Below are 18,956 nucleotides of genomic sequence, written 5' to 3'. Positions count from 1 at the left end.
GTGCCCGGCTCGCGGTTCTCTCCGCGGGCCGCTCCGCCGGGTGGGGACGGGCGGCCGGTCGATTGTCAGTGGTGCGTGGGAGAGTGGCGGAGCAACGGGGGAAGTACCACCGAAGGAGGCCGCATGAGCGAGCGTGGCGAGCTCGGCACGGTAAGGGACGCGCGGGGCGCGTGCCGGGCAGGGCGAAGTGAGGTACCGGCATGAGCTGGCATCAGGAACTGCTGGTCGGCTTCGACCTGGAGACCACGGGCACGGACGTCGAGCAGGACCGCATCGTCACCGCCGCCCTGATCCGGCTGGAGGGGGACGGCCGGGTGGCCGGGAAGCAGACCTGGCTGCTCGACCCGGGAGTGCCGATACCCGAGGAAGCGGCGGCAATTCACGGCATTTCAACCGCATATGTCCAGATGCACGGCCGCCCGCCCGCGACCGCGATAGAGGAGATCACCGAGGCACTGGCCGAGGCCCTGCGCGCGGAGACCCCCTGGTGGTGATGAACGCCCGCTACGACCTCTCCCTCCTGGACCGCGAGTGCCGGCGCCACGGCGTACGGACCCTGACCGAGCGGCTCGGGCGCGCCCCCGCGCCGGTCATCGACCCGCTGGTGCTCGACAAGCATGTGGACCGGTTCCGCAAGGGACGCCGCGCATTGCAGGCGCTCTGCGGTCACTACGGCGTCCGGCTGGAGGGCGCACACGAGGCGGGCGCCGACGCGGCGGCCGCGGCCGGGGTGGCCCGGCGGATCGGCGAGCGGTATCCGGCCGTCGCCCTTCCGTCGCCGCGTGCGCTGCACGCCCTCCAGGAAGAGGCGGCCGCCGAGCAGGCCGCCTCCTTCCAGGCGTATCTGCGGCGCACCGACCCGGAGGCGACAGTCGAGCCGGCCTGGCCGCTGATCCCGTATCAGGCGACGAGGGTCTGATCCGGCGGTCGCCGGGCCGGGGACGGCCGGTCGTCGCGGAGCCGGGCCGGCGCGGGGCACCGCCGGTCCCCGCGACACCGGGTCAGAAGGGGTACCACCGCACCGTCGCGTCCTTCTCGCGCAGGGAGGCGATCCGGCGCCGGAATTCCTTCAGCGCCGCCGGGTTGCCGGGCGCGTGCTGGGACACCCAGGCGCAGCTCGCGGTCTCCCGCGACCCGCGCAGCACGGCACAGCCCTCCCAGTCCCGTACGTCCCAGCCGTAGACGGACACGAAGGTGTCGTAGGCGTCCGGGGCCAGGCCGTAGCGGTCCCGGCTCAGCGCCATCACGACCAGGTCGTGCTCCCGCAGGTCGAAGGAGAAGGTCTCCAGGTCGACGAGCACCGGCCCGTCGGGCCCGACATGCACGTTGCGGGTCAGCGCGTCGCCGTGGATCGGCCCGCGCGGCAGATGCGGCTCCAGCGCCGTGGCGGCTGCCGCGAACGCATCCCGGCGCCCGCGCAAGTACTCCGCGTCCGGCGCCGATACGGCGTCACCCGCCAGCCGCAGCCAGCGCTCGACACCGTCGAGCAGCTCGCGGCGGGGAAGCGCGAAGGGCGGCTCCGGCAGTGCGTGGACGCGCTTGAGCAGCGCGGCGAGATCCTCGGGACCGGCCGGCCGGACGACCTCCGGCAGCCGCTGCCAGTACGTCACGGGATGACCGTCGACGAGCGTGGCCACCGGCTCCGCGGCCCGCACGGCCGGCACGCCCTCGGCCGCCAGCCACTCGGCCACGGCCAGTTCCCGCTCGGCGCGTGCCAGGAGGTCGGCGCTGCGGCCCACCCGTACGACCGGACCGCGCTCGCCGAGGGCGAAGACGGCGTTCTCGCCGAGCGCGAGCAGCCGGGCGTCCGCCGCCGCCTCCGGGCGCCCGGCCGCGGCGAGTACGTCCCGGGCGCGCGCCTCCGTGAAGGCGGCCGGGCTCGGTTCGGTCATGGTGCTGCCTCCTGCGATGCGTACCGGCCCTCAGTGTCGCAGGTGCCCCCGGTGTCCCAGGTGGGGAGACCCTGCACGGAATCCGGCCGGGACCTTGACGGCGGCAGCCGGCCTCACGACGATGACGGCGGCCGGACAGGGGCGCGGCCACCGGGGGAGAGGCACGGGGACGGGGGACCGGACGATGGCAGCAGCGCCGACCGCGGTGACGCGGCGGTCCACCACGGCGGGCCCCGGCCGCGCCGGCCGGCCCCGGCGCGACCACGGCGTCTGGTTCCTCGTACTGCCCGCACTGCTCCCGATCCTGGTCCTGAGCGTCGGACCGCTGCTGTACGGCATCGGCCTGGCGTTCACCGACGCCCAGTCGGGCCGGACCCGGTCCACCGGATTCGTCGGACTGCTCAACTTCTCCGACCTGCTCCACGACTCCCTGTTCTGGGACTCCTTCCGGATCGGGCTGATCTGGGCGTTCGGCGTCACCGTCCCGCAGTTCCTGCTCGCCCTCGGCCTGGCCCTGCTGCTCAACCTGAACCTCCGGCTGCGCTGGCTGGCCCGGGCGCTGGCGATCATCCCGTGGGCGATGCCCGAGGTCGTCGTCGGCATCATGTGGCGGCTGATCTACCACCCCGACGCCGGTGTGCTGAACGAGACCCTGCACGGCCTCGGCCTGTCCGGAGCCGAGGGACGGGACTGGCTCAGCGGCCTGGCCACCGCGCTGCCCGCGGTCCTCGTCGTCGGCGTCTGGGCCGGGATGCCGCAGACCACGGTCACGCTGCTGGCCGGCCTGCAGAACGTGCCGCCCGAACTGCACGAGGCCGCGGCCCTCGACGGCGCGGGCGCCTGGCGCCGGTTCCGCACCGTCACCTGGCCCGCCCTCCGGCCGGTCGCCCTCGCCATCACCGCCCTGAACTTTATTTGGAACTTCAACTCCTTCGCCCTGGTCTTCGTGCTGACCGACGGCGGCCCCGGTGGCCGTACGCGACTGCCGATGCTCTTCGCGTACGAAGAGGCGTTCCGCTACGGGCAGTTCGGGTACGCCGCCGCGATGGGCCTGGCGATGGTCGCGGTGATCTCCGTCCTGCTGGCCCTCTGTCTGGCCGGCCGGCTGAAGGGGCACGAGGACCGATGACCGCACTCCGCCGCACCGCCACCCGCACCGGCCAGTACGCCGCGCTCCTCGGCTATCTCGCCTTCCTCGCCCTCCCCTTCCTCTGGCTGGTCTCCACCGCCTTCAAACCGCCGCGCGAGCTGGCCGCCGCCCACCCCACCTGGATCCCCGAGGCGCCCACCCTGGAGAACTTCCGGCAGGCCTTCGACCAGCAGCCGCTGCTGGCCGCCGCGGGCAACAGCCTGCTGGCCGCGGCGGTCTCCGCGCTGCTCGCCGTCGTGCTGGCGACCCCGATGGCGTACGTCCTCGCCCGTCACCGCACCCGCCTCGGCCGGGCGGCCACCGGCTGGGTCGTCGTCAGCCAGGCGTTCCCCCTGGTGCTGGTGATCATCCCGTTGTTCCTGATCCTCAAGGGACTTCACCTGGTCGACTCCCGGATCGGGCTGATCCTGGTCTACGTGGTCTGGGCGCTGCCGTTCGCCCTGTGGATGCTCACCGGTTACGTCCGGGCCGTCCCCCGCGAACTGGAGGAGGCGGCGGCCGTCGACGGCGCCGGCCGGCTCCGTACGCTGCGGTCCGTCACCGGCCCGCTGCTCGCCCCGGGCATCGTCGCCACCGCGCTGTTCGCCTTCCTCACCGCCTGGAACGAGTTCTTCTTCGCCCTGGTCCTGCTCAAGTCGCCCGAAAAGCAGACGCTCCCGGTGGTGCTGACCCACTTCCTCGGGGCGGAGGGCGTCGCCGATCTCGGGCCGCTGGCCGCCGCCGCACTGCTCGCCACCCTCCCCGGCCTGCTGCTGTTCGCCGTCATCCAGCGCCGGATCACCGGCGGCATGCTCGCCGGGGCGGTGAAGAGCTGATGCCCGCCGCCCGTATGCCGAGGCCCCCCGCCCGATGGAGCCGCCGGGGACTGCTGGCGGCCGCCGCCGCGCTGCCGGCCGCGGCCCTGCTCCCGGGCTGCTCCGCCGACCGCCCGCGGCGCGGCTCCGGTGGCCGGATCACCCTGCGCTTCCAGTCGCTGGCCTGGCAGCAGGACTCCGTCAAGGCCAATGAACAACTGGTCGCCGAGTGGAACAGCCGGCACCCCGCCGTCCAGGTGCGGTACGTCCAGGGGGCCTGGCCGACCGTCCACGACCAGCTGCTGACCTCCTTCGAGGGCGGCGAGGCGCCGGACATCATCCATGACGCCTCCGACGACCTCGCGGACTTCGCCTACGGTGGCGACCTGGCCGACCTCACCTCCCTCCTGCCGGCCCGCCTCAAGGCGGACATCCCCGGCCACAGCTGGGAGACCGCCACCTTCGACGGCCGTATATACGGCGTCCCGTTCCTCCAGGAGCCACGGGTACTGGTGGCCAACCGCACGAAACTCCACCGCTCCGGCGTCCGCCTCCCCACCCCCGAAGCGCCCTGGACCTGGGAGGAGTTCGCGGAGGCGGCCCAGCGGCTGACCCGCGGCACCGACCACGGTGTGGCCTGGCCGCTGAAGGAACCGGTCTCGGCCACCCTCAACCTCTCGCTGTCCACCGGCGGCCGGGTCTTCCACCGCCTCCCCGACGGCAGGGTGCAGGTCCGCTTCGACGCCGTCGACCAGGTGGTGCCGCGGGTCATCCACGACCAGGTGAACGTCGACCGCACCGCCGCCCGCACGACGCTGGGCATGGGCGGCTCCGACACCCTCCCCGGCTTCTTCGCCGGGCGCTACGCGATGGTGCCGCTCGGCTTCTCGTACCGCCAGCAGATCGCCCAGCAGGCCCCCAAGGGCTTCGACTGGACGGTGCTGCCGGCCCCCGAGGGAACGGCGCAGGACCAGGGAGTGAGCCCGCAGACCCTGTCGATCGCCGCGGACTGCCCGTACAAGGAGGAGGCGATGGCGTTCATCGACTTCTTCCTCCGGCCGCCGAACATGGTCCGACTGGCCCTGGGCGACTGGATGTTGCCGACGGGCCAGGAGGCACTACGGAACTCCGCGCTCCGGGTGCGGCGGTACGACTGGGCGACCGGCACCGCGCTCGCCGCAACCCTGCGCTCCGCCCCGGCCCAGTCCGTCCGCGGCTACCCGGAGTGGAAGGACAAGATCGCCACCCCGGGTCTGCAGGAGTACTACAGCGGCGCGATCGACCTCGACACCCTCCGCAAACGGCTTATCAGGGACGGCAATCTGGTCCTGGCGCGGTACCAGCGCTGAGGGGCTGGGGCCTTTTGTCGAATGGCCCCGAAATCGCCGCGGATTCAACGAAGTTGTGGCAGCGGCGGAGGGTGAGAGCGACTTCCGGCAAGAGGTCGTCTGTTTCCCTCCATTACACGAAAGTAAACGGAGTTGAGTCGCCTTGCTTCAAGTTGGCCGCTTGCTTTGACCAGTTCTGGGCCCCTTTGCAGTTTTACCGGGTTGTTGCCTATCTCACACGACGGGGTCTCCCTTGAAATTGGATCCACCAATCAGACAGGGTTTCGAGTCAGCCCGACGCAGATTTTCCTGTGTACAAGGGCTGTTGGCGCAACGCTTTCCCCCCACACCACGAACGAGGAGAACCCTCGCAATGGCTCACAAGCGTTCCAGCAAGAAGCGGCTCGTCACGGCGATAGCCGCCGCGGTTGCCGCGACTGGTATCGCCACCGTCACCGCGGTGACCGCGGGCGCGTCGCCCGCCCCCGCCGAAGGCAAGATCTACGGCGCCCAGGCCAAGGGCGCCGTCAACGGCAGCTACATCGTCATGCTGAAGAAGTCGGTCCGTACGGCCGAGAGCGGCGATCTCGCTTCCAAGTACGGCGGCAAGGTGAAGCGCACCTTCTCCTCCGCCATCGACGGCTTCTCGGCCAACGGCCTGAGCGCCGAGGAGGCCAAGCGCCTCGCCGCCGACCCGGCCGTCGACAAGGTCGTCCAGAACAAGAAGTTCCACATCGACGCCACCCAGGACAACCCCCCGTCGTGGGGCCTGGACCGCATCGACCAGAAGGACACCCAGGGCGACAAGAAGTACAACTACCCCGACAGCGCGGGTGACGGCGTCACCGCGTACGTCATCGACACCGGCGTCCACATCAGCCACAAGGACTTCGGTGGCCGCGCGTCGTACGGCTTCAACGCCATCGACGGCAGCAACAAGGCCGAGGACGACAACGGCCACGGCACCCACGTCTCCGGCACCATCGCCGGTGAGGCGCACGGCGTCGCCAAGAAGGCCAAGATCGTGGCCGTCAAGGTCCTGGACGGCCAGGGCTCCGGCACCACCGAGCAGGTCGTCGCCGGCATCGACTGGGTCACCAAGAACCACAAGGGCCCCTCGGTCGCCAACATGTCCCTGGGTGGCGGCGTGGACGAGGCGCTCGACACGGCCGTGAAGAAGGCCATCGACTCCGGTGTCACCTTCGGTGTCGCGGCGGGCAACGAGTCCAGCGACGCGAGCCAGAGCTCCCCGGCGCGCGTGAAGGAGGCCATCACGGTGGCCTCCAGCACCAACAAGGACGAGCAGTCCGACTTCTCCAACTTCGGTAGCGCGGTGGACATTTACGCCCCGGTTCCGACATCACGTCGGACTGGAACAGCAGCGATGACGCCACCAAGACCATCTCGGGCACGTCGATGGCGACCCCGCACGTGGTCGGCGCCGCCGCGGTCTACCTGGCGGGCCACAAGGACGCCAAGCCGGCCGACGTCGAGAAGGCGCTGACCGACGGCGCCACCGCCGACAAGATCACCAACCCGGGTCAGGGAACGCCCAACAAGCTGCTGAAGGTCGTCGAGTAAGTCCTCGACTTCCCGTTCTCCACGCCGGCCGTCGCGCTCGCCCCCACGGGGCGCGGCGGCCGGCGTCGTTGTGTCCGCCGTTCGCCCGACGCGTGTAGACACTGTCTACCAACACCTGGTAGACAGTGTCTATGCCTGCCCCTGTGAACTCCGCGAACGAGGAACCCGCCCCGGACGAGGGCCTGCGTGCCCGCCTGGTCGAGGCCGGTGTCGAGCTGGTGGCCGGCGAGGGCGTGCAAGCGCTGTCACTGCGGGAGATCGCCCGCCGGGCAGGGGTTTCGCACGGCGCCCCGCGCCGCTACTTCCCGACGCACCTCGACCTGCTCTCCGCGATCGCCCGTCGGGGCTTCGCCGACCTGGCCGCCCGGACCGCCGAGGTGCTCGACGGCAACGATGCGTCGCCCCGCGCCCGACTCACCTCGCTCGCCCGGACCTACCTCGACTTCGCGCTGTCCGAGCGCGGCATGTACGAGCTGATGTTCCGTCACGACCTGTTGGAGAGCAACCGGCTCGGCCTGCGGGACACCAGCCTCCCGCTCTTCCAAGTACTCGTGGACCTGATCGCCCGGATACGGCCGTCCGCGGACACGCCGCCCCCGGTGGTCGCGGGCGCCCTGTGGGGGAACCTGCACGGCATCGCCCAGCTGTGGGGATGGGGCAGCCTCCCGCTCGCCACCGGCTCCGACGACATCGAACCGCTGCTGCGCGCCACCCTGGACGCGCACCTCGGACGGGAGTCCCGATGACCGCCCCTCTGCGCTCCTCGACAGGGCACGGCGACAGTGGTCGCTCCTCAAGGGGCCACGGTGCTGCTGACGCCGGAAGCCATCCGCCCGCCGACCCGCGCGGCGACCACGGGCCCCGCCACCTCGCCTCCGGCCGTCACCGCCGTCTCATCCTCGCCGGGAGCATCACCGGCGCGGTGATCGTCGCCCTGGACGGCACCGTACTGACCATCGCCCAGCCGGCCCTCCAACGGGACCTGCATGCCTCGTTCGTACAGGTCCAGTGGACCAGCACCGGCTATCTCATCGCCGTGGCCGTCCTGCTCGTCCTCGCCGGCCGGCTCGGCGACCGCTACGGCCACCAACGGATCTTCGCCCTCGGCATCCTGGGCTTCGGCGCCGCATCCGCGGGGATCGGAGTGGCGCCCGGCATCGGCTGGGTGATCGCGCTGCGCATCGCGCAAGGCGTCTTCGGCGCGCTGCTGCAACCGGCCACCCTGGGCATGCTGCGCGCCACCTATCCACCGGACCGGCTCGCCATGCCCCTGGCCCTCCGCACCAGCGCCATCGGCCTCGCGGCCGCGGCCGGCCCGGTCCTCGGCGGGGCACTCTCCGCCCAGTTCGGCTGGCGGGCCGTCTTCTTCCTCAACGTGCCGCCCGCGCTGATCGTCGGCGCACTGGCCCTCGCCGCCCGCGTGCCCGCGCCACCACACCCTCACGACGCCTCGGGCGCCGCCGCCCCACCCCCGACGCCCACCTCCCCCCGGCCCGCACGCTCCCCCCTCGACCTCCCCGGAGCCGCCCTCCTCTCCCTCGCCCTCCTGTGCCTGGTCCACACCCTCGTCGCGCTTCCGCAATCCGGCTGGACCGTGGCCACCCTGCTCACCACCGTCGTGGGAACGGCCGCCTGCGGCGCCTTCGTCCGCCACGAACGCCGCACCGCGAGTCCCCTCGTCCCGCCGGCGGTCCTCACCTCGCGAGCCGTGGTCTCCGCGCTCTCCGTCCTGCTGTGCGCTTCCGCCGCCCTGTTCGGCGCGCTCTTCGTCGGCTCGTACTTCCTGCAGGACGTCCTTGGGCTGGACCCGTTCCAGAGCGGTCTGCGGGTACTGCCTCTGGCCGTCATGATGGTGCTCAGCGCGCCCGCCTCAGCCGTAATCCAGCGCCGCCACGGCCCCCGCCGGACCACCCTCACGGCCATGTCCCTCCTCGCCGCCGGCATCCTCCTCCTCTCCCAACTGACCCCCGTTTCCCCGGTGTTGATGATCGGCGGGGGTTTCGCCCTGCTCGGTGCGGGATTCGGCACGGTGATGGTCACCGCGACGGCGGTCATCGTGCGCCATGTCCCCGTGGCGCACGCGGGAGTGGCCGGCGGACTCCAGCAGACCGCGATGAACATCGGCCCGACGCTGGGGGTCGCCCTCGCGACCATGCTGACCACCCTCACCTCCGCGATGAGCGCCACGCTCCTCGCCCTGTCCGCCGTCGCCGCCATCGGCGTCCTGGCGGCATGGGGCCTCCCCCTCCGCAACGCCACGAAGGAACCCGAGAAGCAACCCGATCAGACCGGGCGTCCCCAACCCGCCCCAGCTGACTGAGAGTTATCCACAGGAGGAACCCTCCGGAATCGCGATCCGCTCCCTCCGACTACCGTCGGTGACATGCACGGAGGACTGCCGTTCATCGGCATCAGCACCATCGTCTACGGCGTCATCGGTCTGACCGGTGTCGTCATCACCGCGATCCGCACCAAGGGGGGAGCCCGTCATGCGCACCATCACCGCCATCGTTCCTGCTCATAATGAGGAGGAGGGCCTGCCGGCCACACTCGAGTCACTCGCCCGGCAAACGGTCCCGCCCGACCGCGTCCTGGTCGTGGACGACGCCTCCACGGACCGCACGGGCGAGGTGGCGGCGTCACACGGCGTCACGGTCTTACGTCCGCCCCGCAACCTCGGCAGCAAGGCCAAAGCCCAGAACTACGCCCTTCCGTACTGCACCACCGACCTCGTCCTGGCCGTCGACGCGGACACCGTCCTCGCTCCGGACTACCTCGAAACCGTCGCGCCCGTCTTCGACGACCCCACCGTCTCGGTCGCGGCCGGTACGGTCCGCACCCGCCACACCCGCACGGTCTGGGAACGCGGCCGGTCCACGGAGTACCTCTTCGGCTTCCACTGGCACCGCCCCATCCAGGCCCGCGCCAACAGCCCCATGGTCTGCTCCGGTTGCTGCTCGGTCTTCCGCCGCGACGACCTGATGTCCTTCGGCGGCTTCCCCGAACGCACCATCGTCGAGGACATGGATTACACCTGGTCCCAGCAGATCGCCGGCAGACGCGCGGTCTACGTCTCCGACGCCGTCGCCCTCGCCGCCGACCCGGAGGACCTCACCTATCTCCGTAAACAGGTCTGGCGCTGGATGGCGGGCTTCTGTCAGAACGTCCGCCTCCACCTGGGGAGTCTGATCCGCCACAAACCCCTGCTGGCCCTCTGGGTGCTCCTCGCACTCCTGGAGATCGTCACCGCACCCCTGTGGTGGGCCACCCCGTTCGTGACCGCCGCGACCACCGGGCAGCCGCTCGCCGTCACCTTCGCCTGGTGGGCCGGAGCCGAGCTGCTCCTGACCGCCCCACCCCTGATCTACGCCGCCCACCGCCGCAAACTCCCGCTCACCGGCGTCCTGTTGAACCTCCCCTGCGTCTACGCCACCAAGGCCGTCAACCTCGTCTACGCCTGGAAGGCCCTCCTCATCGAGCTCGTCCTGGTCCCCTCCACCTGGCCCGCGGCCTCACGGTGTACGAAAAGGGCCGAGCCGACACACCGAGGGGGCGGACGACGGTACGAACGGCTCCGGCCGGCGCCGGATAGCGGCGGAAGCCGGAGGCGTCGGGCATCTGCACCTGGCGGGACGCGTCCCGGCCCGCTTCACGCCCTCACCCGTCGCCGGCGGACGCGCCCCCGTGCGCTTGGTGCGCTAACGCTCCGCCGGTGGTGGTGCCGTGGTGCGGCGGGGGACGAGTTCGGTGGGGAGGATGATGTGGCGTTGGGGGTCGCCGTCGGTGTCGTCGAGGACCGAGCGGGTCAGGCGGACCGCGGTGCGGCCCAGTTCGGCGGCGGGTTGGGCGAGGGTGGTCAGGCCCATGAGGCCGGACATGACGTGGTCGTCGAAGCCCATGACGGAAACCCGGCCGGGGACCGGGATGTTGGCCTCGCGGAGGGCGGCCAGGAGGCGGAAAGCCAGGTCGTCGGTTTCGGTGAAGAGTGCGGTCGGCGGGGCCTGCAGGCTCAGCAGGCGGCCCACCGCGGCGGCCATACCGCTGCCCTTCCAGCCGGGCACGCTCATGACGAGGTCGTCGTCGTGCTCGACGCCCGCCTCGGTGAGGGCGCGCAGATGGCCGGCGAGCCGGTTCTTGCTGCTCCAGGCGAAGCCCGTCTCGTCGGCGGTCTGGAGGAAGGCGATCCGCCGGTGCCCGAGGTTGAGCAGATGGCGGGTGCCGCGCAGGGCGGCCTCCTCGTCGTCCACGTAGACGCTGGGCCGGCCGGGGGCGTGCTGGCTGACGAAGACCAGCGGCATGCCCAGGTCGTCGAGGCGGGTGCGTTCGGCGGGGGAGAGCGCGAAGCTCACCACCAGGAGGGCGTCGGCGTTGCGGCGGGCGGGCAACCGGTCGAAGAAATCGGCGCGTTCCTGGACGTCGGTCACGCTGTAGACCAGCAGTTCGAGGCCGGCGTCGCGCAGGGCCGGGGCCATTCCGGACAGGGTCGCGCTCAGGAACCACGACTCCAGGTGAGGCATCAGGACGGCCACCCGGCCGGTGCGGCCGGTGACCAGACTGGAGGCGCTGCGGGTGATGGCGAAGGAGAGCTCGCGGGCCGCCGCCTCCACCCGGGCCCGGGTGGTCTCCGACACGGTCGACAGGCCGCGCAGGGTGCGCGAGACGGTCGACACCGAAACCCCCGCCCGATGGGCCACATCGGCCATCGTGGCCTCGCTGCGAGCTGAGGACATGGCGGGACGCTAGCACAGACGGGCGATGACAGCGCTGGCAGGGAGATCATTTGGGGAATCTCCGGTGCATCGGCCGTTGACCTGACAACGAGCCCACTTCTAGCCTGCAAGCGCTGTCATGAAGACAGTCAAGACGTGAGGAGCACTCATGGCCTTGAGCCGCGGAACCCTGCTCGCGGCGGCCTCGCCGCGGGAGTCGGGCTCACCAGCGGTTGCGCAGGCAAGCCCTTGGGCAGCTTGCTGCCCCGGGCCGCCCACCCCCCCCGCGTACCCCGGCCACGCTCACCTGTCCCGCAATCTCGGACCCGCCGCCCGATCGTCTCGGGCATGACCGAAGGGGCGGTCGGGCGACGCACCGTCCCGGCCGTCGACCACCCGGTGAAACCCCGTACCGAAAGGCAGCCACGTGACCGCACAGCACCTCGGCCCGGACCCCGGAACGGCCGGCCGCAGCAGCCGCGACTGGTGGCGGCAGGCCGTCGTCTACCAGGTGTACCCGCGCAGCTTCGCCGACTCCGACGGCGACGGCATCGGCGACCTCCCCGGTGTGACCTCCCGGCTCGGCCACCTCGCCGACCTGGGGGTGGACGCCGTCTGGCTGAGCCCCTTCTACCCCTCCGAACTGGCCGACGGCGGCTACGACGTCGCCGACTACCGCGACGTCGACCCGCGGCTCGGTACCCTCGACGACTTCGACGCGATGGTCACCGAGGCGCACCGCCTCGGCCTCAGGGTGATGGTCGACATCGTGCCCAACCACTCCTCCGACCAGCACGTCTGGTTCCAGGAGGCGCTGCGGGCCGGCCCCGGATCCGCCGCGCGGGAGCGCTACGTCTTCCGGGAGGGCAAGGGCGCACACGGCGAGCAGCCGCCCACCGACTGGGTCTCCTGCTTCGGCGGCCCGGCCTGGACCCGGCTGCCCGACGGCTGGTGGTACCTCCACCTCTTCGCCCCGCAGCAGCCCGACTTCAACTGGGACAACCCCGAGGTCCGGGCGGAGTTCCGGACGACCCTGCGCTTCTGGTCCGACCGCGGCGTGGACGGCTTCCGGGTCGACGTGGCGCACGGCCTCGCCAAGGACCTGGCGGCGCCGCTCCGCGACATCGGCACCGTCGAGAGCTACCAACCGGACGACCTGCCCGAGGACGGCAGCCACCCCTTCTGGGACCGCGACGAGGTGCACGAGATCTTCCGCGACTGGCGCAAGGTCTTCAACGAGTACGACCCGCCGCGGGTCGCGGTCGCCGAGGCCTGGGTGCGCAACTCCCGGCGCACCGCCTACGCCACCCCGCAGGAGCTCGGCCAGGCGTTCAACTTCGACTTCCTCAGGGCATCGCTGCACGCCGGGGAGCTCCGGTCGTCCATCGACACCGCACTCGCCGACGCCCGGGCGGCCGGCGCGACCGCGACCTGGGTGCTCTCCAACCACGACGTGATCCGGCACGCCTCCCGGCACGGCCTCCCGGACGGCTGCGACGAGGAGTCCTGGCTGCTCGCCGACGGCCAGCGGCCGGTCGTGGACCGGGAGTTCGGCCTGCGCCGGGCGCTCGCCGCCACCCTTCTGATGCTGGCGCTGCCCGGCGCCGGCTACGTCTACCAGGGCGAGGAACTCGGCCTGCCCGAGGTCGCCGACCTGCCCCGCGAGGCCCTGCGGGACCCGGTGTGGACCCGCAGCCGCGGCCGTTCCAAGGGCAGGGACGGCTGCCGGGTGCCGCTGCCCTGGCGGCGCGGGGGAAGCTCGTACGGCTTCGGTGCCGGCGGGTCCTGGCTGCCGCAGCCGCCGGGCTGGGGCGAGCTGTCCGTCGAGGCCCAACAGGGCGATCCGGCCGCGCCCCTGGAGCTCTACCGCGCCGCGTTGCGCATCCGCCGCGGGCTGCTCGCCGACGAGGAGCTGGAGTGGATCGGCGGCCCCGAAGCGGTGGCCGGCGGGTTGCTGCACTTCCGCCGTTCCGGCGGCTGGGAGTGCCTGACCAACCTCTCGGACGCCGCCCGGCCGTTGCCCGACGGTGAACTGCTGCTGTCCTCCGCGCCGTTGCACGGCGACCGGCTGCCGCCGTGGACGACGGCCTGGGTACGGACGGCCGGCTGAGCCCGGGTGCCCGGACCGGTGGCCCACCGGGGGCCTGGGTACCCGTAGGGGAGGGGCGAACGGATCCCGTAGGGGATGCGGACGCCCCTTGCAGACCTCAACTCGACGGACGAGGGGGTATTCCCGGCACCCCCACCCCACCCCACCCCGCGACGCGAGGCCCTCAGGCGATCAGGGACGACAGATCGCCGCGGGTCCCGGCCACCACCGACTGGTCGTAGCGGCGCAGCAGCAGCCGGGCCAGCTCGGGGGCGTCGCCCAGGACCGGCGCGAGGACGTCCGCCCGGGCCTCCCGGGCGCCGGCCGCGATCCGGTCCGGCAGAAAGCCGGGGGCGATGACGTAGGGGGCGACGGCCACCCGCGCCACGCCCTCGGCCCGCAGGGCCCGCACGGCATCGGCCGTGCGGGGCAGGGATGCGGAGGCGAACGCAGGTCGCACGGCACACCAACCAGCGGTGCGCCGCCACTCCCGCGCGATTTCAGCGATCACTGCGATCGCCTCCGGGTCTGAGGAGCCCGCCGAGGCCAGTACGACCCCGGTCGAGCGACGGTCTCCGGGCCGCAGCCCGGCCTCCGCCAGCCGGCGCTCCAGCGCGGCGGTCAGAAGGGTGGACGGGCCGAGCACCTCGGCCTGACGGATGTTCAGCAGGGGCAGCCGGGCGGCCGCCTCACGCAGCACCGCCGGGATGTCGGACTTCGCGTGGAACGCCCGGGTCAGCAGCAGCGGCAGCGCCACCACTTCCTGCTCTCCCTCGGCCGCCAGCCGCTCCAGCACCCGCGGGACCCGGGGCGCGTTGAAGTCGAGGTGGCCGACCTCGACGCGCAGCCCGGGCCGCAGCGACCGGACGCGCGCGCAGAGCGCGGCGACGGTCGCCGCGTGCCGCGGGTCGCGGCTGCCGTGGGCGATGACGAGGAGAGTGGGACGTGCGCTCATGGGATCAGTTCTTGACGAGGAGACCGCGGCTGCGCAGCACCCGCCGCTCGATCGGCGCGAAGATCAGCAGCTCGATGCCGATGCCGACGACGAGGATGAGGAAGATCGCCGCGAGCACCCAGGACATGTCCTGCAGCTCCCGGCCCTGCTCCAGCAGCTGGCCCAGACCGGTGCCCAGATCGGGCGCGTTGACGATCAGCTCGGCGGCCATCAGCGAACGCCAGGAGAACGCCCAGCCCTGCTTCAGGCCCGCCAGGTAGCCCGGCAGCGCGGCCGGCAGCAGCACGTGCCGCACCCCGGCCAGCCCCGTCGCGCCGATGGTGCGGCCGGCGCGCAGGTAGAGCGGCGAGATCTGGTCGACGCCGGCCACCAGGCCGTTGGCGATGGAGGGGACGGCGCCGAGCAGCACCACCGCGTAGATCGTGGCGTCGCTCAGCCCGAACCAGATGATCGCGGCCGGCACCCAGGCCACCGACGGCAGCGACTGCAGACCGCTCAGGATCGGCCCGATCGCGGCCCGGACGGCCTTGACCTGGGCGACGATCAGCCCGAGCACCGTACCGATGGCGACCGAGGCCACGAAGCCCAGCGCACCGCGCGAGATGCTGGTCCACACGAAGCCCAGCAGCGTGCCCTCCAGCCACTTCTGCTGGAGCGAGCGCCCGACGTCGACGGGACTGGGCAGCAGGTAGTGCGGCTTGAGCTGGAAGTGGTAGGCGAGCTGCCACAGCGCCAGCACGATGGCGATCGCGACGACCGGCGGGACCGCCTTCGACACGACCGTCCGCAGCCAGGGCTGCCGGTGCACGACACTGGATTCCAGGGCGTCGAGCCCGGCCTCCAGACCTGCGAGGTCCGCGGCGTCACCGCCCTTCGCAGCGGTGCCGGAGGCGGCCGGGTCGTTGCCGGTCCGGGGGGTCGTGGACTCGGCCTGGGTCTCAGTGCTGGCCATGGCGGCGGATCTCCCCACGGAGCTGTTCGGTGATCTCGATGGACAGGTCGGCGACCGCGGCGTCCTCGATGCGCCGCGGCTGCGGGATGTCCACCTGCCATTCGCGGGCGACCCGGCCCGGACGGGAGGACAGCAGCACCACCCGCTCCGCCAGCCGCACCGCCTCGCGGACGTTGTGCGTGACGAACAGGACCGACAGCTGCGTCTCCTGCCAGACGCGGGTCAGCTCGTCGTGCAGCACGTCCCGGGTGATGGCGTCCAGCGCGGCGAACGGCTCGTCCATCAGCAGCAGTTGGCTGTCCTGGGCGAGCGCCCGGGCCATCGCCACCCGCTGGCGCATGCCGCCGGACAGCTCGTGCACCCGCTTGCCGTAGGCGCCCTTGAGGCGGACGAGTTCGAGCAGCCGCTCGGCCTCGTCGCGGCGCTCGGCCCGCGGCACCCCGCGCAGCCGCAGCGCCAGTTCGATGTTGCGGCCCGCGGTCAGCCACGGGAACAGCGCGTGTTCCTGGAACATCAGGGCCGGTCGGCCGCCCGGCGTCTCGATGCGGCCCGCGGACGGCGCGTCCAGACCGGCCACGAGGTTCAGCAGGGTGGACTTGCCGCAGCCGGACGCCCCCAGGAGGCAGACGAACTCGCCGGGTGCCACCTCGATGTCGATGTCGTCCAGCACGTGCTGCTGGGCGCCGGGCGGCCGAACGACTTCGAAACGTGATCGATGCGAGCCGCGTACGGCACGGTGGTGCCCGGGTCCGCCGTGGCGGGCTGCTGCTTGGTGAGCGTGGGTGTCGTCATCGGTGTCACCTCCTGGGGGAATGCGGTGCTACGGGCTTACTTGGTGCCGAGACCGGCGTCGTCGACCGGCTGCTTGCCCTCGGACTTGAGGACCTTGTTCAGCAGCGTGAGGTCGTAGATGCCCTTGAGGTCCGGCTTCTTCAGCAGGCCCGCCTTGACGGCGTGGTCGGCCTCCTCCTGGAGGGTGGCGGCCAGCGGGTCGTCGGTGATGTCGACGTTCTTGAAGGCCGGGTCGAGGACGTTGGCCGGCAGCGCCTTACCGGCCACGTCCGGCTCGGCGAGCTTGGCGTTGAGCGCCTTCTTCGCCTCGTCCGGGTGCGACCGGATCCAGGAGTTGGTCTTCACCGAGGCGCGCAGCACCGCCTCCACGGCCTTCGGGTGCTCCTTGAGGAACTTCTGCGAGACGATCATGTTCGTGATGACGAACTTGCCGTCCTTCCACAGCGTCTTCTCGTCCAGGATGGCCTTGCCGCCCGCCGCGACGAGCTTGGAGGCGGTCGGCTCGGGCACCCAGGCACCGTCGATCGAACCCTGCTCGAAGGCGGTCGGGGTCACCTTGTTGTCGGTGCGCTGGACGGTGACGTCACCCTTGCCGGTGGTGGCGTCGACCTTGTAGCCCTTGTCCGAGAGGAAGTTGAGCAGCGCCACGTCCTGGGTGTTGCCCAGCTGCGGGGTAGCGATCGTCTTGCCCTTGAGGTCGCCGAGGCCCTTGACCTTCTTGGGGTTGACGACGAGCGAGACACCGCCGGACGCCGAACCGGAGATGATCTTCAGGCTCTTGCCGTGCGACTTGGCGTAGCCGTTGATGGCGGGGGAGGGGCCGATCCAGCCGATGTCGATCGCGCCCGAGTTGAGCGCCTCGATCTCGGCGGGGCCCGCGTTGAAGAGGGAGGTCTTCACCTCGGTGCCGCCCAGTTCCTTCTGGAACCGGCCGTTCTGGAGGCCGATCAGGGGGGTGGCGTGAGTGGTGTTGCCGAAGAAGCCGAGCTTGATCTGATCGAGCCCGTCGGTCTTGGGCCCCTTGGGGGCGACCTGGGCGGAGGTGTCCTTCTTGGCCTCGGAACCGTAACCGCAGGCGCCCAGCGCGCCGATCAGCACGGGGACGGAGACGGCGGCCGCCAGCAGGCGGTGTCGAACGGCAGACACGGAGGTGGTTCCTCTCGGAGGGCCGGGGACTACGCGCCCTCTAGGGCGCGCCCGGCGGTGCGGTGGATCTTCGGAAAGGAGGCGTGGGGGGTACGGAGTCGAGCATCGTCAGCACACACATCGGCCGACTCCGCCCTGTCCGCTCCCCAGGGCGCCGCTGCCGATGCGGCCGCCCTCCTTGGCGAAGGTCGAGAACACGTCGTTCAGCATGTTCAGAAGTCCCATCCGTCGTCGTCCGTCGCCGCGGCCGGCGCAGCCTCGGCGGCCGCCTCCGCGAACGCGGTGCCCGCCATCCCCGCGGTCAGCGTCGTGCCGTCCGCCGGGTCGATCAGCAGGAACGAACCGGTGCGCCGGGAGTCCGCGTACGCGTCCAGGGCCAGCGCCTCGGCCGTCCGGACCACCACCCGGCCGATGTCGTTGGCGGCCAGCTCACCGGGCGCCGGGTGCTGCGAGAGGTCGTCCAGCGTCAGCCGCGACGGGATGTCCTTGACGATCGCCTTGACGGTGCGGGTGGTGTGCTTGAGCAGCACCCGCTGTCCGACGGTCAGCGGACGGTCCGCCACGTGGCACACGGTCGCCTCGATGTCCTGCGTGACGGCCGGCGCGGTCGCGGACGGGGCGATCAGATCACCGCGCGAGACGTCGATGTCGTCGGCGAGCCGCACGGTCACCGACTGCGGCGCCCAGGCGACGTCCACGGCCTCTCCGAGCGCGTCGATCCCCTCGATCGTGCTCGTACGGCCCGAGGGCAGCACGGTCACCGCATCGCCGACGCGCAGCACACCGGCGGCGATCTGGCCCGCGTAGCCGCGGTAGTCGGGGTGCTCGGCGGTCTGCGGCCGGATCACGTACTGCACCGGGAAGCGCGCCGGGTCGTCCGACGGATCGGCGACCACCGGCACGGTCTCCAGGTGCTCCAGCACCGTCGGGCCGCCGTACCAGTCCATGTTGGCCGACGGGGTCACGACGTTGTCACCGGCCAGCGCGGAGATCGGGATCGCGGTGATCTCCGGGACGCCCAGCGAGCCCGCGTAGGTCGTGAACTCCTCGGCGATCGCGGCGAAGACGGACTCCTCGTAGCCGACCAGGTCCATCTTGTTGACGGCCAGGACGACGTGCGGGACGCGCAGCAGGGCGGCGACCGCGGCGTGCCGGCGGGTCTGCTCGACCACGCCGTTGCGGGCGTCGACCAGCACCACGGCCAGCTCGGCGGTGGAGGCGCCGGTGACCATGTTGCGGGTGTACTGCACGTGCCCCGGGGTGTCCGCCAGGATGAACCGGCGGCGCGGCGTGGCGAAGTAGCGGTAGGCGACGTCGATGGTGATGCCCTGCTCGCGCTCGGCGCGCAGCCCGTCGGTCAGCAGCGCCAGGTCCGGCGTCTCCTGCCCGCGGCCCAGCGACGCGCGCTCGACGGCCTCCAGCTGGTCGGCCAGCACCGACTTGGAGTCGTGCAGCAGCCGGCCCACCAGCGTGGACTTGCCGTCGTCGACGGAACCGGCGGTGGCGAAGCGCAGCAGCGAGGTGGCGCCGGCGTCCACGACGCCGTCAACAGCATTGGTGGTGCTCAT

General features: G+C 71.8%; 13 protein-coding genes and 4 pseudogenes. 10 read left to right on the top strand and 7 right to left on the bottom strand.

All coding sequences use genetic code 11. The features are described from left to right. Nucleotides 1-200 precede the first annotated feature (200 nt). A pseudogene (locus OJ254_RS29800) lies at nucleotides 201-919 on the top strand (exonuclease domain-containing protein). 82 nt (nucleotides 920-1,001) lie between these two features. Here OJ254_RS29800 and OJ254_RS29795 read toward each other — a convergent pair. Continuing rightward, a complete protein-coding gene (locus tag OJ254_RS29795; RefSeq protein WP_265364859.1) occupies nucleotides 1,002-1,892 on the bottom strand; it encodes an aminoglycoside phosphotransferase family protein in 891 nt (296 codons plus the stop codon). 184 nt (nucleotides 1,893-2,076) lie between these two features. Between OJ254_RS29795 and OJ254_RS29790 the strand changes: the two genes are divergently transcribed. The 8 genes and pseudogenes from OJ254_RS29790 to OJ254_RS29755 all read left to right on the top strand — a co-directional run. After that, the gene (locus OJ254_RS29790) at nucleotides 2,077-3,021 is read left to right on the top strand and encodes a carbohydrate ABC transporter permease (protein WP_265364858.1); all 945 of its coding nucleotides are present in this window, start codon (nucleotides 2,077-2,079) and stop codon (nucleotides 3,019-3,021) included. Continuing rightward, nucleotides 3,018-3,857 carry a carbohydrate ABC transporter permease gene (locus OJ254_RS29785; RefSeq protein ID WP_265364857.1) on the top strand — a complete coding sequence of 280 codons (840 nt, stop codon included), beginning with the start codon at nucleotides 3,018-3,020 and terminating at the stop codon, nucleotides 3,855-3,857. The genes OJ254_RS29790 and OJ254_RS29785 overlap by 4 nt, the downstream gene beginning before the upstream one ends. A 14-nt stretch (nucleotides 3,858-3,871) precedes the next feature. Further along, nucleotides 3,872-5,185 (top strand): ABC transporter substrate-binding protein, encoded by a 1,314-nt coding sequence (locus tag OJ254_RS29780; protein WP_423836048.1) that lies wholly within the window; start codon nucleotides 3,872-3,874, stop codon nucleotides 5,183-5,185. 352 nt (nucleotides 5,186-5,537) lie between these two features. Then, nucleotides 5,538-6,745 (top strand): annotated as a pseudogene (locus OJ254_RS29775) (S8 family peptidase). 131 nt (nucleotides 6,746-6,876) lie between these two features. After that, entirely contained in the window at nucleotides 6,877-7,491 is a 615-nt protein-coding gene (locus OJ254_RS29770; RefSeq protein WP_265364855.1) for a TetR/AcrR family transcriptional regulator, read from the top strand. Then, nucleotides 7,488-9,065 (top strand): MFS transporter, encoded by a 1,578-nt coding sequence (locus tag OJ254_RS29765; protein ID WP_265364854.1) that lies wholly within the window; start codon nucleotides 7,488-7,490, stop codon nucleotides 9,063-9,065. The genes OJ254_RS29770 and OJ254_RS29765 overlap by 4 nt, the downstream gene beginning before the upstream one ends. A gap of 63 nt (nucleotides 9,066-9,128) precedes the next feature. Beyond that, on the top strand, nucleotides 9,129-9,269 hold the full coding sequence (locus OJ254_RS29760; RefSeq protein ID WP_158744977.1) for a hypothetical protein: 141 nt from the start codon (nucleotides 9,129-9,131) through the stop codon (nucleotides 9,267-9,269). After that, a pseudogene (locus OJ254_RS29755) lies at nucleotides 9,235-9,972 on the top strand (glycosyltransferase family 2 protein); the annotation flags it as partial. The gene OJ254_RS29760 and the pseudogene OJ254_RS29755, both read left to right, overlap by 35 nt. Nucleotides 9,973-10,443: 471 nt before the next feature. On the opposite strand, the gene OJ254_RS29750 reads toward OJ254_RS29755, so the two are convergent. After that, complete coding sequence (locus tag OJ254_RS29750) at nucleotides 10,444-11,475, bottom strand: LacI family DNA-binding transcriptional regulator (RefSeq protein ID WP_265364853.1); 1,032 nt, start codon at nucleotides 11,473-11,475, stop codon at nucleotides 10,444-10,446. Between the two features lie 406 nt (nucleotides 11,476-11,881). On the opposite strand from OJ254_RS29750, the gene OJ254_RS29745 reads away from it, so the two are divergent. Beyond that, on the top strand, nucleotides 11,882-13,564 hold the full coding sequence (locus OJ254_RS29745) for a glycoside hydrolase family 13 protein (protein ID WP_265364852.1): 1,683 nt from the start codon (nucleotides 11,882-11,884) through the stop codon (nucleotides 13,562-13,564). A gap of 163 nt (nucleotides 13,565-13,727) precedes the next feature. On the opposite strand, the gene OJ254_RS29740 is transcribed toward OJ254_RS29745, so the two are convergent. The 5 genes and pseudogenes from OJ254_RS29740 to OJ254_RS29720 form a co-directional block, all read right to left on the bottom strand. Then, nucleotides 13,728-14,498 (bottom strand): sirohydrochlorin chelatase, encoded by a 771-nt coding sequence (locus tag OJ254_RS29740; RefSeq protein ID WP_265364851.1) that lies wholly within the window; start codon nucleotides 14,496-14,498, stop codon nucleotides 13,728-13,730. Nucleotides 14,499-14,502: 4 nt separating this feature from the next. Further along, complete coding sequence (locus OJ254_RS29735) at nucleotides 14,503-15,450, bottom strand: ABC transporter permease (protein WP_265364850.1); 948 nt, start codon at nucleotides 15,448-15,450, stop codon at nucleotides 14,503-14,505. After that, nucleotides 15,437-16,242: pseudogene (locus OJ254_RS29730) on the bottom strand (ABC transporter ATP-binding protein). The gene OJ254_RS29735 and the pseudogene OJ254_RS29730 overlap by 14 nt, the downstream one beginning before the upstream one ends. Nucleotides 16,243-16,278: 36 nt before the next feature. Continuing rightward, nucleotides 16,279-17,388 (bottom strand): aliphatic sulfonate ABC transporter substrate-binding protein, encoded by a 1,110-nt coding sequence (locus tag OJ254_RS29725; protein ID WP_265364849.1) that lies wholly within the window; start codon nucleotides 17,386-17,388, stop codon nucleotides 16,279-16,281. A gap of 212 nt (nucleotides 17,389-17,600) precedes the next feature. Then, entirely contained in the window at nucleotides 17,601-18,956 is a 1,356-nt protein-coding gene (locus tag OJ254_RS29720; protein ID WP_265364848.1) for a sulfate adenylyltransferase subunit 1, read from the bottom strand.

The sequence above is a fragment of the Streptomyces endophytica genome, assembly GCF_026153355.1.
Lineage (GTDB): Bacteria > Actinomycetota > Actinomycetes > Streptomycetales > Streptomycetaceae > Streptomyces > Streptomyces endophytica.
This window is presented reverse-complemented; position numbering and strand designations above follow the sequence as displayed.